Origin of the sequence: Catenovulum sp. 2E275 (assembly GCF_025515275.1) — a bacterium.
In the GTDB taxonomy this organism is placed as follows: Bacteria; Pseudomonadota; Gammaproteobacteria; order Enterobacterales; family Alteromonadaceae; genus Catenovulum.
Genome location: NZ_JAOPFU010000038.1, coordinates 13443 through 28923 on the forward strand (window position 1 = coordinate 13443; position 15481 = coordinate 28923).

General features: G+C 39.0%; 12 protein-coding genes. 11 read left to right on the plus strand and 1 reads right to left on the minus strand.

Features of this window, described 5'->3' with window-relative positions:
* The first annotated feature begins 14 nt into the window (after nt 1-14).
* The 8 genes from N7931_RS15160 to N7931_RS15195 all read left to right on the plus strand — a co-directional run bounded on the left by N7931_RS15160 (nt 15) and on the right by N7931_RS15195 (nt 9925).
* Nucleotides 15-1925, plus strand: coding sequence for an ATP-dependent DNA helicase (locus N7931_RS15160; RefSeq protein WP_262795191.1), 1911 nt, complete (start codon nt 15-17; stop codon nt 1923-1925).
* An 82-nt stretch (nt 1926-2007) separates the two neighbouring features.
* Nucleotides 2008-2715: a tRNA (adenosine(37)-N6)-threonylcarbamoyltransferase complex dimerization subunit type 1 TsaB gene (gene tsaB, locus N7931_RS15165; RefSeq protein ID WP_262795192.1), complete on the plus strand. Its 708-nt coding sequence runs from the start codon at nt 2008-2010 to the stop codon at nt 2713-2715.
* A gap of 92 nt (nt 2716-2807) precedes the next feature.
* On the plus strand, nt 2808-3458 hold the full coding sequence (locus tag N7931_RS15170; RefSeq protein ID WP_262795193.1) for a M50 family metallopeptidase: 651 nt from the start codon (nt 2808-2810) through the stop codon (nt 3456-3458).
* Nucleotides 3442-4050, plus strand: a complete 609-nt coding sequence (locus N7931_RS15175) for a Slp family lipoprotein (RefSeq protein WP_262795194.1) — start codon at nt 3442-3444, stop codon at nt 4048-4050. The genes N7931_RS15170 and N7931_RS15175 overlap by 17 nt, the downstream gene beginning before the upstream one ends.
* Before the next feature lie 15 nt (nt 4051-4065).
* Complete coding sequence (locus N7931_RS15180) at nt 4066-5010, plus strand: alpha/beta fold hydrolase (protein ID WP_262795195.1); 945 nt, start codon at nt 4066-4068, stop codon at nt 5008-5010.
* Between the two features lie 69 nt (nt 5011-5079).
* Nucleotides 5080-5298 carry a DUF3820 family protein gene (locus tag N7931_RS15185; RefSeq protein WP_262795196.1) on the plus strand — a complete coding sequence of 73 codons (219 nt, stop codon included), beginning with the start codon at nt 5080-5082 and terminating at the stop codon, nt 5296-5298.
* Nucleotides 5299-5387: 89 nt separating this feature from the next.
* Nucleotides 5388-9071: a hydantoinase B/oxoprolinase family protein gene (locus N7931_RS15190; protein ID WP_262795197.1), complete on the plus strand. Its 3684-nt coding sequence runs from the start codon at nt 5388-5390 to the stop codon at nt 9069-9071.
* A gap of 53 nt (nt 9072-9124) precedes the next feature.
* On the plus strand, nt 9125-9925 hold the full coding sequence (locus tag N7931_RS15195; protein ID WP_262795198.1) for a tRNA1(Val) (adenine(37)-N6)-methyltransferase: 801 nt from the start codon (nt 9125-9127) through the stop codon (nt 9923-9925).
* 57 nt (nt 9926-9982) lie between these two features.
* Here N7931_RS15195 and N7931_RS15200 read toward each other — a convergent pair whose 3' ends face one another.
* Complete coding sequence (locus N7931_RS15200; protein ID WP_262795199.1) at nt 9983-11692, minus strand: alpha-amylase family glycosyl hydrolase; 1710 nt, start codon at nt 11690-11692, stop codon at nt 9983-9985.
* Between the two features lie 272 nt (nt 11693-11964).
* On the opposite strand from N7931_RS15200, the gene N7931_RS15205 reads away from it, so the two are divergent.
* The 3 genes from N7931_RS15205 (at nt 11965) to N7931_RS15215 (ending at nt 15475) form a co-directional block, all read left to right on the plus strand.
* Entirely contained in the window at nt 11965-13596 is a 1632-nt protein-coding gene (locus N7931_RS15205; RefSeq protein WP_262795200.1) for an alpha-amylase family glycosyl hydrolase, read from the plus strand.
* A 118-nt stretch (nt 13597-13714) separates the two neighbouring features.
* Nucleotides 13715-14206 carry a Fe-S cluster assembly transcriptional regulator IscR gene (gene iscR / locus N7931_RS15210; RefSeq protein ID WP_262795201.1) on the plus strand — a complete coding sequence of 164 codons (492 nt, stop codon included), beginning with the start codon at nt 13715-13717 and terminating at the stop codon, nt 14204-14206.
* Nucleotides 14207-14260: 54 nt separating this feature from the next.
* Nucleotides 14261-15475 (plus strand): IscS subfamily cysteine desulfurase, encoded by a 1215-nt coding sequence (locus N7931_RS15215; RefSeq protein WP_262795202.1) that lies wholly within the window; start codon nt 14261-14263, stop codon nt 15473-15475.
* Nucleotides 15476-15481: the final 6 nt, after the last annotated feature.

Here is a 15481-nt window from a genome sequence, read left to right on the forward strand (position 1 = left end):
GCCCAGAGGTTGTTTTGACAAAACTTGATCAGGTTTTTTCTAAAGATGGTGCGTTAGCCAAAGTGATCTCTGGTTATCAGCCGCGTCAGGCACAATTACAACTGGCCGAGGCGTTTGCAAGCGCAATAAAAAACAAAGATCTGTTAATTGCCGAAGCGGGCACAGGCACAGGTAAAACATTTGCTTATTTAATTCCGGCCTTGTTAAGTGAACAAAAAGTCATTATTTCAACCGGTACTAAAAACTTACAAGAGCAGCTTTACCACCGTGATTTACCCGTTGTAAAACGTGCTTTAGTTAGTAAAGCTAAAACCGCCTTGTTAAAAGGCCGTGGTAATTATTTATGTTTATTAAGGCATAAACAGCAACAATCTCCCGAATTATTACAAGATAAAAGCATAGCCAAAGATTTAAAACAAATAACCCGCTGGGCTGTGGCGACTCAAAGCGGTGATATTGGTGAGGTCACCAGCATTGCCGAAGACTCTAAAGCGATTCCTCTAGTTACCAGCACCATTGATAATTGTTTAGGTAAAGAGTGCCCAGATTATAATGACTGTTATTTGGTAAAAGCCCGTAAAAAAGCAGCCGATGCAGATTTAGTGGTGATTAATCATCATTTATATTTTGCGGATATGGCGGTGAAAAACACTGGGTTTGGCGAAATAGTGCCGGATTCTCAAGTGGTCGTGTTTGATGAAGCGCATCAAATACCAGATATTGCCTGTGAATATTTTGGCCAGCGTTTATCAACCCGCCAGCTTGTTGAATTAGCAAAAGATATAGAAGCCGAATACCGGACAGAACTTAAAGACATTCGCCAGTTAGGTAAAGCGGCTGATAAATTACAAACCAGTGCTAAACAATTTAGATTAGCATTTCCGATAGATCCTGAAAAAGGTAATTGGCGGGATAAAGGCCAAAGTGAGGAATTTAGCCAGCACATTGAACATTTATCACAAGCGATGGAATTTTGCTATGAGGTGATTAAACTGGCGGTTGGCCGCACCAAAAATGCAGATCACTTATTTGATCGAATTGTACAAGCAAAAGCAACACTGGAGCGGTTAACTCAGTGGCATCAAAGCAATGTTAGCTTGTGGTATGAAACCACCCCAAGACACGCGATGTTAAATTTAACGCCACTGTCAATTGCTGATAAATTTGCCAATTTACGTACAGATAAAAAACAAGCTTGGTTAATGACATCGGCTACTTTAGCGGTAGATGGAAAATTTGATCACTTTACCGATTTATTAGGATTAAATGAGTTTGAATCTTTATCTTTAGAAAGCCCGTTTGATTATCAAAACCAGTCATTATTATGTATCCCGAGATATTTCCCTGAGCCTCATGAGCGCAGTGTATTGGCTGAACTCAAAAAAATGGCGATTGAATTAATTAACGCCAGCCAAGGCCGCTGTTTCTTTTTATTTACCAGCCACCGGATGATGAATCTGATGGCGAAGAGTTTAAAATCGGCAATTGATAATCCAATTCTGGTTCAGGGTGAAGTACCTAAGCGTAAATTATTAGAACAATATCTGGCTGAATCTAACCCAGTGTTATTAGCAACCGGCAGTTTTTGGGAAGGGGTTGATGTGCGTGGTGATGCATTAAAATGTGTGATTATTGATAAATTACCCTTTGCTGCGCCGGATGACCCGCTAACTCAAGCGCGGATTGAAAATTGTCGCAGAAATGGGCAAGATCCTTTTAATAAAATTCAGATCCCTCAAGCGGTTATTACACTTAAACAAGGTGCTGGACGCTTAATTCGGGATGTAAAAGATAAAGGCGTATTAGTGATATGCGATCCAAGGCTGGTGAGTCGTCCATACGGGGAAATATTTTTACAAAGTTTACCGGATATGAAACGCACCCGAACGTTAAGTATCGCGTGCGATTTTTTACAGCAAAGTTAGGATTGGTTGACATTTGATGTGCAAAATCGTACTCAAAAGATCAACAAGCCCTAATCCAAGATTTGAAATTAAGAGATATTAAATGAGCGAAACGCAAAACTATCGCATTTTAGCATTAGATACTTCAACGGAAGCCTGTTCAGCTGCGGTATTAACACCAGAGGCTGAATTTGTTGAGTTTGATGTGTGCCCGCGCGAGCACAACAAGCGCATTTTGGTTATGGCTGAGCAGGTCTTGGCTCAGGCAAAGTTAACCTTGGCAGATATTGATTTTATTGCCTATGGCAAAGGGCCGGGCAGTTTTACCGGCGTGCGAATTGCTACTGGCATTGTGCAAGGAATGGCTTTTGGTGCAGATAAACCGGTTGTTGGTATTTCTAGTTTAGCGGCAATGGCACATGCGTTGTATCGTGAATATAAAACAGAAAATGTGATTAGTGCAATTGATGCCAGAATGAATGAAATTTATTTAGGCGCTTATCAAACCCAAGGATTAGGGTTAACTCAAGTATTAATCGATGAGGTGGTTTGTCCACCACAAAATGCACTCAATCATTTAGATAAAAGCATTAACTGGCAGGCGGTTGGTACTGGCTGGCAAACTTATCATGACCTGTTAACTGAGCAAATTAATGCTCAAATCTCAACAGACATTGAGTTCCCAAATGCTTTGGACATTGCTTATCTTGCGTTAACTGAATTTAAGCAAGGCAAGTTTACGTCGGCTGATAAAGCTTGTCCGAGTTATGTACGCGATCAAGTGACATGGCAAAAATTACCGGGAAAATAACCTAAAATAATCTCAGCCGATTAGGTTAAATCTGCTCAATAAGTTTAAACAAAGCTTGAATTTAAGAATAAAGCAGCTCAGGGTAAAGCTTAATGAAACATCCTAAAATTCAATTTATTGTATTTGTATTCATTGCTTTGGCTTTGGAATTTGTGCCAATTGTTAGAATTCCGCTGAAATGGTTTGAAACATATTTTCACGAAATTAGCCACGGCTTGGTTGCTTTAGCAACGGGCGGGCAAGTTTTGTCGATTAGTTTAAATCCAAACGGCTCAGGTTTATGTATTAGTCAGGGTGGCATGCCGATTCTGATTACGCTAGCTGGTTATTTAGGCGCTGTGTTTTGGGGTTGGCTAATTATTGGTATCGCCCAGAAAAAAGCTAAAATAGCCCGATTATTCAGCCTGTTAACTTTAGCTTTATTCTCTGTTAGCCTGATCCTGTGGGCACGCGATATTTTAACAATTTTAATTTTGGTTTTTTTATTGGCGCTGAATTTGTTGATGTTCCGCAAACTGGATCACAATTGGCTGAAAGCGGTTCTGATGTTTATCGGGATAAGCGTTATACTTAATGCCATCAAAAGCCCTTGGTATTTAATCGACGGGCAGGCCAGAGGAGATGGCGCAAGTTTGGCTAACTTAACTTATATTCCAGAATTAATTTGGATTATTATATGGTTAGCTGCTGGTTTATACGGACTTTATTCGAGTTGGCGAGGTATTTATGCAAGTCGCAATTAAACAATTAAAACTAAGTATTGCTCTGTTATCTACTTTATTGGCAAGTGCCTGTAGCACAGTGCCGGAAAATTTAAGAGTTGCAGACAATGTTAAACTGGTGAGCTATCAGCAAGCCAGTCAAAACGCGAAACAGAATGTAGGTGAACAAGCTCGTTGGGGTGGAGTGATTGCAAAAATATCACACAAGTCGCAGCTAACTATGCTGGAGCTGGTTCAGTACGATACTTACAACAGCTCAAAACCAAAGCCAGGAGATGACTCGTTAGGCCGGTTTCGAGTGTATGTGGATGGTTTTTTAGAGCCAAATATTTATAAACAAGGCCGTTTAGTTAGTGCGCTTGGGGTGATTGGCGAACCTGAGCAAGGCAAAATTGATGAGCAGGTTATTTATTATCCGGTTTTAAAACAAAGCCAAATACATTTGTGGCCAAAAGAGTCACAAGTTAGGGATAAAGATTATTGGCGTGATCCGTTTTGGCCTTATTCAAGCCGTTGGTATTGGAGCCGCTACCATCATTTACACCCGTACTATATTCCAAAACCAAACAATAATAAGCCAAAACCCAAATCTGAACGTAAAATGGTTCAGTAATTCTTTATTGATTTTATGGCAAAACAAGACTCATTTGGCTGGCAACAAAATGTTGTCAGCCTTAATCCCACTTTAAGTTATAGCTTTTTAACTAACTTTGATTTTTCTCAACTAAGCGATTCTTCCCAACCTAAGCAACTGGCTGATAAACCTGTATTGTTGTGTTTACATGGCTGGTTAGATAATGCGGCCAGCTTTACCCCGCTAGCTGCTTTTTTTGATGGTTATCATATTATTGCGCTGGAATTAGCCGGACATGGTTATTCATCGCATCGACCAGAATTTAGTCATTACCACTTAGTGGATTGGGTATATGATCTTTATTTATTGGTCGATAAACTCAATTTACCAGCTTTTTATTTACTTGGGCATTCAATGGGTGGGATGATAGCCTCGGTTTATACCGCGTTAAAACAAGATAAAGTAAAGAAATTGATTTTATTGGAATCATCCGCAGCCTTTACCTCTAATGCCGACGCTTTGGTAGACAATATGCAAGCTGCATTTGAGAGCCGTTTACAGCTTGAAAAATCCACACCAGATTCTGACTCTGCTAATAACAAAAATAACCGAAAAATGCGCAGTTTAAAATCGTTACCTGGTTTAATTCAGGCCAGAGCCAGAATGAGTGATTTAACCGACGCATTAGCCGGTTTATTAATTGAGCGTAATATCGAATTATTGGCAGATGGTTTTATTTGGCGAAGCGATCCGAGAGTCAAAACCTTATCACCGATTCGCTTAGACGAAGCTCAGGCCAAAGCTTATATTGAAGCCATTCAAGTGGATTGTTTGGTTGTTTTGGCTTTAAATGGGTATCCGAGCATTGCCCGCGCGATTTATAATCGACAAACTTATTTTAAACAACTTGAAATTCAACGTTTGGCTGGCGGGCATCATTTTCACATGCAAAATCCGGCTGAGCTGGCGGCTTTGATCAAGCGTTTTATTGCTGACTAGACTGCTGAATAGTAAAACCTGTATAAAACCGAGCACTAAACCGAACATCAAATCGAACAGAATAAAACAATGCAGCAAACTGACTTAATCAAAATAGCCAATACGCAAATGCCATTTGGCAAATATGCCGGCAGGGCATTAATCGATTTACCCGAAGAATATTTGTTATGGTTTCAGAAAAAAGAATGGCCAAAAGGCGAGTTAGGGCATTTAATGCAGATTACTTTAGCGGTGAAAATGGAAAATTTGGATTATTTAATTAAACCGTTAAAAGCGCAGCGCGGTTAAGCAAGCGAATAAAAGCACGATTAAATAGCACAATTAAATAACGCTATAAATAATAAAAAATATAAAACTTTAGATAAGAGAGGCAGACATTGGCTGGTTGGCAGTTTTGGGTAGATAGAGGCGGTACTTTTACTGATATTGTTGCGATTAATCCCAGTGGTGAATTTATCACTCATAAATTATTATCAGTGAATCCGGCACATTATCAAAACTCGGCTATTGCTGGGATTAAAGCAATCTTAAACTCTGCTAATGCTTTAATTAATAATCACCTTATCGACAGCCAAATAATTGAAAGTGTAAAAGTTGGCACTACGGTTGCGACCAATGCACTACTCGAAAAAAAAGGCCAAAAAACAGCTTTAGTAACGACTTTAGGTTTTGCTGATGCGTTAAAAATTGCCAATCAAAATCGGCCGGATATTTTTGCCTTACATATTCAACTGCCGGATACTTTGTTTGAAACAGTGATTGAAGTAGATGAGCGCATTCTGGTGAGTGGTGAAATAGAAACCAAGCTTAATCAACAGGCGGTTTTAACTCAGTTAACTCAATTAAAACAGCAAGGTTATCAGTCGCTGGCTGTAGTATTAATGCATTCTTGGAAAAATCCACAGCATGAACAACAAATTGCTGAAATTGCCCGTTCATTAAATTTTAAGCAGGTTTCGCTTTCGCATCAGGCCAGTCAAACCATTAAGTTAATACCTCGTGGTGATACGTGTGTTGCCGATGCTTATTTAAACCCGGTGATGCAAGATTATGTTAATCAAATTGCGGCAGAGCTTAATACTGTGCCTTTGTATTTTATGCAGTCAAATGGCGGGTTAACTTTAGCTGAACAGTTTCATGGTAAAGATGCGATTTTATCTGGCCCTGCGGGTGGGATTGTTGGTGCAGTTAAAGTATCAAAACAAGCAGGGTTTAATAAAATGATCGGCTTTGATATGGGCGGAACATCAACTGATGTGAGTCATTTTGCCGGTGAGTTAGAACGAAGTTATCACAGTGAAATTGCCGGTATCCGACTCGCTACCCCAATGATGAATATTCACACTGTAGCGGCAGGTGGCGGCTCGATTTGTTATTATCAGGATGGCCGTTTTCAAGTAGGGCCTGAATCTGCCGGTGCATTTCCCGGACCTGCCTGTTACCGAAATCAAGGGCCATTAACCGTTACTGACTGTAATTTAGTTTTGGGCAAACTTCAGCCAGAGTTATTTCCAGCTGTGTTTGGTAAAAATGCCGATCAAACTTTAGATAAACAAGCATCTTTGAGTGCAATTGAACACATTCAACAAGCATTAAAGCAAGATGGTGTGACCTTATCTGTTGCGGATATTGCCAGTGGTTTTATCAAAATTGCAGTTGATAATATGGCCAATGCAATTGCCAAAATATCAACCCAGCGAGGTTATGATATTAGCGAATATTGTTTAACTTCGTTTGGTGGTGCTGGTGGTCAACATGCTTGTTTGATTGCAGAAGAATTAGGTATTAAGAAAATATTAATTCATCCTTATGCGGGGGTTTTGTCCGCTTTTGGTATTGGGTTAGCTGAGCAAACTCAAACGGATGAAGTGAGTATTCAGCTTGAATTAACCCCACAAAACTTAACTCAACTTCAGCTTAAATATAAAACGGTAGCCGATAAACAAATTGCTTATTTAACTGCAATGGATAAGCAGGCTCAGATTAACTCTAGTATTAAAGCATTATTAAAATATAGTGGTGCAGAAGTTAGGTTAGAAGTTGAACTAGCTGATGTTGAAACCATGCAAGCTGAATTTGCGCAAAAGCATTTGCAAGAGTTTGGTTATCTGGATAGTCGTAGTGCTATTTTAATTGATTCTGTGATTGTTGAACATAGTTTAAATATTGAATTTAACCGCTCAGATAACCAACTTGATGATACGCCAATTATTACTTTAGACTCTTTAAAAACGGATACTCTTGATGATGTCAACTGTTATTCAGTGGATTGTTATTTAAAGTCTGACTGGCATCAAGTGAGCGTATATCAAAGTGCGGATTTGCTGGGTAAAGTGATTGATGGGCCGGCGATTATTGTTGAAAAAACCGGTACTAATTTAATTGAGCCAGGTTGGCAGGTTAAATTAAATCAATTTAATATGCTTGAAATTAGTCAAATTACAACTGCCAAATCTGATATTGCAAATAAAGCTGAAAATAAAACGACCAGTGAAATTAAAAAAAACTTAGCGCAGCCTCAAAAGTTACATATCAGCCCAATTGAACTGGAAATTTACAATAACCAGTTTATGGCAATTGCAGAACAAATGGGATTAACACTGGCTAAAACAGCTCATTCAGTCAATATTCGGGAAAGATTGGATTTCTCCTGCGCAATTTTTAATGCTAATGCTGAGTTAATTGCTAATGCGCCGCATGTGCCAGTGCATTTAGGCTCTATGTCGCATTCGGTTAGTTATCTTGCTAATAAGGTTACTAATATGCGAGCAGGCGACAGTTATATAATTAATTCGCCTTATGCCGGTGGCACTCATTTACCTGATTTAACCTTAATTACACCGGTGTTTACCAGTAACAGTATTCAGCCTGATTTTTATTTGGCATCGCGGGCGCATCATGCCGATGTGGGTGGCATTACCCCCGGATCTATGCCGGCTAATAGCACGAGTATTTTAGAAGAAGGTTTGATTTTTGAAGGGGAAAAGATTGCAGAAAATGGCAGTTTAAATACTCATTGGATCAAATCATTTTTTAGTCAGGGTGAATATCCTGCGCGTAATATTCAGCAAAATATTGCAGATTTAGCAGCACAATTAGCTGCAAATAAATGGGGGGCAGAAGCCTTAATTAAGTTAACTCAAAGCCAAGGATTAACTTATATCAATCAGGTGATGGACGCCATTTTAGATAATGGAGAACAAGCCGTTATTAATGCGCTGCAAAAACTCAAAAGTGGTCAATATGTTCAGCAGATGGATAATGGTGCAGTCATTAAAGTTAATATTCAAATTGATTTGCAAGCAAATCAGGCCAGTATTGATTTTAGCGGAACCAGTGAGCAGCAAAATAATAATTTTAATGCGCCGCGCTCAATTACCGATGCCGCAGTGATATATGTATTTCGTAGCTTGGTTGATAAAGCGATTCCGCTTAATTCAGGGTGTATGAGACCACTCAAAGTGATTGTGCCGTCAGGCTGCATGTTATCGCCTGAGTTTCCGGCAGCAGTGGTTGCCGGTAATGTGGAAGTGTCACAAGCGATTGTGAGCTGTTTATTACAGGTATTGGCGATTCAGGCATCCGGCCAGACAACAATGAATAATGTGTCATTTGGTAATCGGGATTATCAATATTATGAAACCCTAGCTGGTGGAACCGGCGCCGGAGATTATTATAACGGAACTGATGCGGTGCATAGCCACATGACTAATTCTCGACTAACCGATCCTGAGATCCTTGAGCAAAGATATCCTGTTATTTTACGTGAGTTTTCGATTCGTCAGCATTCTGGTGGCACTGGCAAATTTAATGGAGGAAATGGATTAATTCGTGAAATTGAGTTTTTGCAAAACATGCAAGTCAATTTGTTGACAAACTCAAGGGTTATTGAACCATCTGGTTTGGCAGGTGGTGAAAATGGCCTTTGTGGTAAAAACGTATTAATTAAAGCAAATGCACAAACTCAAGTGTTAGCGCCATCTTGCCGATTTGAGGTAACCCCAAAAGATAGATTTAGAATAGAAACGCCAGGTGGCGGTGGTTTTGGGAAAAGTGTTTAAATACGCCATGATAAAATACAAAAAGCCGCAACCTCAAAGAGTGTAAACTCAGCATGTTTAAATGTAAGCAATTTACGGTTAAACAAGATTTAGCCGCAATGAAAGTGAGCACGGATAGCTTAATTTTAGGAAGCTGGAGCCAGCTAGCCGATTTATTAGATGAAGATGATAATAAACTTAATTCAGCTAGCAGCTTGGCCGCTTCACATCACGTTTTGGATATAGGCACAGGTACTGGTATTTTAAGTTTAATGCTGGCGCAAAAAACACAAGCCAGTTTATCACCTGTTTATTTAGATGCTATTGAGCTAGATTCAGCCGCTTGCCAACAAGCTGAAGATAATTTTATAAATTCAAAATGGCGCGACAGGTTAGCGGTGCGACAGGTCAACTTTTTTGATTTGCAGCAGTCGGATTATTACAGTTGGGCAATTGCTAATCCACCTTATTTTTCATCTGATAATTGTAGTGATCAACAAAGGCAACTGGCTAGACAATTACAAGGCAACTCGTGGTCGGATTGGTTTACTCAATGCCATTTGGTATTAAAAAATAAAGCTAAACTAGAAATGATTATTCCGGCAGATATTGCGGATAAGTTAGTTAGTATCGCCGGTGAAAAAGGTTTTAACCTGATCGCCAGATTAGACATTATGCCAGCACCAAATAAAGCCGCTAAACGAGTTTGTTTAAGGTTTGAAAAATCTGCTGACCAGATTAACCACTATAGATGTGAAAGTAAGTTTGATCGCGAGCCTGCTTATCAGCAGCAAAGCTTATTGATTTATCAGCAAGATAATCAATACAGCCCAGCTTATAAAGCTTTATGCAAAGCGTTTTATTTAAAGTTTTAGATAAAAATCAAATGAAAAAAGAGGCCAGACATTTCTGGCCTCAGACTTTATTAACTGTTATTCGGGAACAACCTGCTGTAACTCTTTTAATTGGGCGATAAGCTCAGGTTGAGTGATTACGCCATCTAAGATCAATACCGCAACACCGTTAGCATCTAACTGATAACTTAGTTTATCTGCTAATTTGATGGTTTCGCCGTTAATTGCATTAGTATAGCTACCAGGTTGAATCAGGTTAGTTAACTCGATGGTTTTGGCCTGATTTGCTTTGTTAAGTAAAACTAGAGCCGTTTGGTTAACGCCATCTTTTTGGTAAACACGATAAAACGCAGCAGTATCTTTAGCAAAATCAATGTTAAGTTGTAAACCTTTTTGAAGTGCAACATGCTCAGCTCTCACATGCGCTATGGTTTTTAACGCTTGAGCAATTGGGTTACTCATGGCTGAATCGATTCTTTGCTGACCAAAATAATTACGGTTGCCTTCGTGCTCTTTAGTTCCGGCCATAAAACCAATTTCTGAACCATAATACACTACAGGTATACCACGGCTGGTAAATAACCAGTTATTGGCGTTGATAAAACCTTGCGTATCTGCATTCATGCGTGCCATATCGTGGTTATCATAAAAAGTCATTAAATCATAAGGGTTATGATAAGGACTTTGTTGTAAATAAAGGTAGCTTTCAAGTTCAGCAAAGCTGCTGTCTTTGTTTTCAAATACCTGAGTCATTGCTTTTTGTCCCGGAAAATCCAAGACACTCACTTTACCGTTTTCAGGTAAAGTATGCTCGGCAATAAAATCGGCTTCGTATACAAAGCTTTCACCAAACATAAAAAAGTCTGGGTGTTTTGCACGAATATTATCAGCAAAAGCTTTCCAGAATTCATGTGGCATGTGACGAATGGTATCTATTCTAAACGCATCTGCACCTTGCTCTATCCAATATAAATAGGCCCGGGTAAAATAATCCAGCACAGCTGGGTTTTCAAAATTAGTATCAGATAACTGAGCTAAGTCAGGTTCGTTACGATAAAACTGATGCAAAGAGTTATTTGGATCTAATTTGGTTGGGTGAAGATTTTGATGATCTGCAATTAAGCTGCCGTCTTGATCATAAATTTCGCCGAATTTTGCTTGATCTTCAGGCATGGTATAAGCCGGTGAACCGTGATTGGCGACTATATCTAAAACAGTTTTTAAACCTTTTGAGCGCATGGCTGCACTATATTGCTTGAATTTAAAGTTATCTGAATATAAATGTTCGTCTTCTTCAAAAAAGTTAACCCCCCAATAACCGTGGTAACCTGTTTTACCGCCATCTTTAAACATGCCGCCATAGGTTATTTCTTCACCGCCAGAAAAGTTTTGGTCTGGGTTATCAACAATTGGAGTTAACCAAACAGAGCTAAAACCAAGTGATTTAATATAATCAGCATTTTGATAAATCCCTTTATAATCGCCGCCAATATAACCCACATTGGCAACTTTGCCGTCTTCGCCTTTTAACTCTCGGTTGAACGTTGGGAATTTGCCTCCCTGAGTTTCGTAGTTATTACTTGGGTCTGCATCCACAAATCTGTCTGTCATCACAAAATAAACAGCTTCGCTGGCAAAAGGCTCGCTAGTACCGTAAAAGCTTAAATTAGATTCAGCTTTATTTTGTGGATTAGCTGGCGTTGAGTTACAACCAGATAATAATAAGCTGCTTAGAATTGCACTGTTTAATAGACTTAACTTAGCATGCTTGGGTTTAATTATTGTCATACAGTTTCCTCAATTATATGCTCAAAGTAACATTTGTATTTTGCTATTAATCATAGATGAATAAGTTGTAAAAATGTTACTTTTACATACGTATTCAATTTATTTAATTGGTTTTAATACATAAATTTTCGGTGACTTCTATTTAGATAAATTTATTTGTTAGCTGCATACGTATGCATGGTGCGAGTTTTATTTGATGCGTTAAGATAAATGTAAATGAAAGTTTAACAGGCTGATTCTCACCTGTATTTTTTAGCCCTAGAGGTGATGCTATGACAGAAAATTTAAATTGGTGGCGTGGCGCTGTCATTTACCAAGTATATCCAAGAAGCTTACACGATAGTAATAATGATGGCATAGGTGATTTAAAAGGCATTATTAATAAGCTCGATTACATTGCGAGTTTAGGAGTGGATGCGATCTGGATATCTCCATGCTTTAAATCGCCAATGAAAGATTTTGGTTATGACATTAGTGATTACCGTGACATTGATCCAATTTTTGGTGATTTGACTGATTTTGATGAATTAATCGAAAAAGCGCATTCATTGGATATTAAAGTAATGATAGATCAGGTATTGAGTCATACCTCTGATCAACATGACTGGTTTACGGAAAGTCGTCAGGATAAAACCAATCAAAAAGCGGATTGGTATGTTTGGGCCGATCCAAACCCAGACGGAACACCACCTAATAATTGGCAGGCCATTTTTGGTGGGCCAGCATGGCAATGGGATTCTCGACGTTGCCAATATTATCTGCATAACTTTTTAGCAAGTCAGCCAGATTTAAATTTCCATAACTCAGATGTTCAAAAAGCCGTATTAGACAATGTTGAATTTTGGCTAAAACGTGGGGTAGATGGGCTGCGCTTAGATGCGATTACTTTCTGTTTCCATGATCAGGAATTAAGAGACAACCCAGCTAAACCGGAAGAATTAAGAGCAGGGCGTGGATTTAGCGAAGATAATCCTTATGCTTACCAGTATCATTATTTTAATAACGAGCGTCCTGAAAATATTGGGTTTATTGAGCAAATCAGAGCTTTATTAGATAGATATCCGGGCACAGTTTCATTGGGTGAGATTTCATCGGAAGATTCGCTTAAAACAATGGCTGAATATAGTAAAGGTGATAACCGCCTACACATGACATACAGCTTTGAGCTATTAACCGATGATTACAGTACGGATTATGTTAAAAATACGGTATCCACTTTAGAATCAGCATTAACGGATGGCTGGCCTTGTTGGGCGGTGGGTAACCATGATGTTGCCCGTGTTGTGACTCGCTGGGGTGAAAATACGCAAAATCCAGATTTTCCAAAAATGGTGACTGCAATGTTAGGCTCGCTCAGAGGCAGCTTGTGTGTTTATCAAGGTGAGGAATTAGGTTTAACCGAAGCTTTAGTTCCTTATGATAAATTACAAGACCCGTATGGAATTGAGTTCTGGCCAACATTTAAAGGCCGTGACGGCTGCCGTACACCTATTCCTTGGGACGATCAGGCAAAAAATGCAGGCTTTAGTGATGGCACACCTTGGTTACCGGTTGATGAAGCGCATGTGACTAAATCGGTTAACTTACAGGAAAAAGATGAAAACTCAGTTTTAAATGCTTACCGTGCATTTATGAAATGGCGTAAACAGCAGCCAGCATTAATAAACGGTAGTTTAGAGTTTTTAGATTTAGATCCTAATTGTTTGGTGATTAAACGGGTTGATCCTGCATCAGGGCAGAATATTTTAGCGGCATTTAACTTTACAGATAAAGTGCTTAATATTCAGTCAGACGCATTAAAGGATTTAACTCAGATCAAATTAAATAGCCATAATAATGCAAAAATTGAGCAAGGAGAGTTGACAATTCCTGCATTTGGCGTATTTTTCTCTACCTTCCAATAAGACCCCTGCTCATTAGCTGTGGCATGGTGCAATCCTGAGTAATTTAGTCGGGTATTTACTTGACTATTTTACTCAGGTAATAGATAATGCACGCATAGACCACGGAGAATAATGAGTTATGAGATTAACATCAAAAGGGCGCTACGCCGTTACAGCCATGCTAGATGTTGCTCTGCATGCTAAACAAGGCCCAGTGCCATTAGCTGACATTTCTGAACGTCAAGATATCTCTTTGAGTTATCTCGAACAATTATTCGCTCGTTTAAGAAAACAAGGTGTTGTAACCAGTGTTCGTGGACCGGGCGGTGGTTATTTACTTGGACGAGAAATGAATGATATCTCTATCGGTCAAATTATTAATGCAGTAGATGAATCAGTAGACGCAACTCGTTGTAATGGCAAAGCGGGTTGTCAGGGCGGAGCTCAATGTTTAACTCATAGTCTGTGGGACGAGTTAAGTGATAGAATAGCCTCCTTTTTAAATGATATCACCCTAAAATCCTTGGTCGATAAACAGGAAGTTAGGGTAGTAGCTGAAAGACAAAATAAAAAACAAAGAACTCATTCAGCTTTTGCTTTAGGGCAAATATCGTTAGACGAAATTAGTTAGTTTGTAATTTGCAAAGTGCAAATTAAGCCATATTAAATGTATGCGGAGAGATAAATGAAGTTACCAATTTACTTAGATTATTCAGCAACAACCCCTGTGGATCCTCGGGTGGCTGAAAAAATGATGCAGTGTTTATGCCCTGATGGTGTATTTGGTAATCCTGCATCTCGTTCTCACCGTTTTGGCTGGCAGGCAGAAGAGTTGGTTGATATTGCACGTGGCCAAATCGCTGAGCTGGTTAATGCAGATCCACGTGAAATTATTTTTACCTCTGGTGCAACAGAATCAAACAATTTAGCGATTAAAGGCGCAGCTAAGTTTTATGGTAAAAAAGGTAAGCATATTATTACTGTAAAAACTGAACATAAAGCTGTTTTAGATACTTGCCGTGAGTTAGAGCGTCAAGGTTATGAAGTCACTTACCTTGAAGTTCAGCAAGATGGTTTAATCGATTTAGAAAAATTTAAAGCTGCACTTAGAGAAGACACTGTTTTAGTGAGTGTTATGCATGTTAACAATGAAATTGGTGTGATTCAGGACATTGAAACAATTGGCGAATTATGCCGAGCAAATAAGACCGTTTTTCATGTTGATGCAGCACAAAGTGCCGGTAAAGTTGAGATTGATTTAACTCAGTTAAAAGTCGATTTAATGTCTTTTTCTGCACATAAAGTATATGGCCCTAAAGGTATTGGCGCTTTATATGTAAGACGTAAACCAAGAATCCGCCTAGAAGCTCAAATGCATGGTGGCGGTCATGAACGTGGTTTCCGTTCTGGTACTTTAGCGACTCACCAAATTGTTGGTATGGGTGAGGCGTTTCATATCGCTAAAGAAGAAATGGTTGAAGAAAATGCACGTTTATTACATTTAAGAAATAAATTATTAGACGGCGTTAAAGGTATTGAAGAAGTTTATGTTAACGGCTCACTTGAACACCGAGTAGCAGGTAACTTAAACATCAGTTTTAACTATGTAGAAGGTGAATCGTTAATCATGGCTTTAAAAGACATGGCGGTTTCATCTGGTTCAGCGTGTACATCTGCAAGTTTAGAGCCTTCTTATGTATTACGTGCTTTGGGTTTAAATGACGAATTAGCACATAGCTCAATTCGTTTTAGCATGGGTCGATTCACCACCGAAGAAGAAGTTGATTATGTTGTTAGTGTGATTCAGGATGCAATCGCAAAACTTCGTGAAATGTCTCCATTGTGGGATATGTTTAAAGATGGTGTTGACCTGAGCAAAGTTGAGTGGGTTCACCACTAAGTTAAA

Coding starts and splice junctions, on each gene's coding strand:
- N7931_RS15170 (WP_262795193.1), top strand. CDS start 2,808: ATGAAACATCCTAAAATTCAATTTATTGTATTTGTATTCATTGCTTTG.
- iscR (WP_262795201.1), top strand. CDS start 13,715: ATGAGATTAACATCAAAAGGGCGCTACGCCGTTACAGCCATGCTAGAT.
- N7931_RS15175 (WP_262795194.1), top strand. CDS start 3,442: ATGCAAGTCGCAATTAAACAATTAAAACTAAGTATTGCTCTGTTATCT.
- tsaB (WP_262795192.1), top strand. CDS start 2,008: ATGAGCGAAACGCAAAACTATCGCATTTTAGCATTAGATACTTCAACG.
- N7931_RS15185 (WP_262795196.1), top strand. CDS start 5,080: ATGCAGCAAACTGACTTAATCAAAATAGCCAATACGCAAATGCCATTT.
- N7931_RS15195 (WP_262795198.1), top strand. CDS start 9,125: ATGTTTAAATGTAAGCAATTTACGGTTAAACAAGATTTAGCCGCAATG.
- N7931_RS15200 (WP_262795199.1), bottom strand. CDS start 11,692: ATGACAATAATTAAACCCAAGCATGCTAAGTTAAGTCTATTAAACAGT.
- N7931_RS15205 (WP_262795200.1), top strand. CDS start 11,965: ATGACAGAAAATTTAAATTGGTGGCGTGGCGCTGTCATTTACCAAGTA.
- N7931_RS15215 (WP_262795202.1), top strand. CDS start 14,261: ATGAAGTTACCAATTTACTTAGATTATTCAGCAACAACCCCTGTGGAT.
- N7931_RS15180 (WP_262795195.1), top strand. CDS start 4,066: ATGGCAAAACAAGACTCATTTGGCTGGCAACAAAATGTTGTCAGCCTT.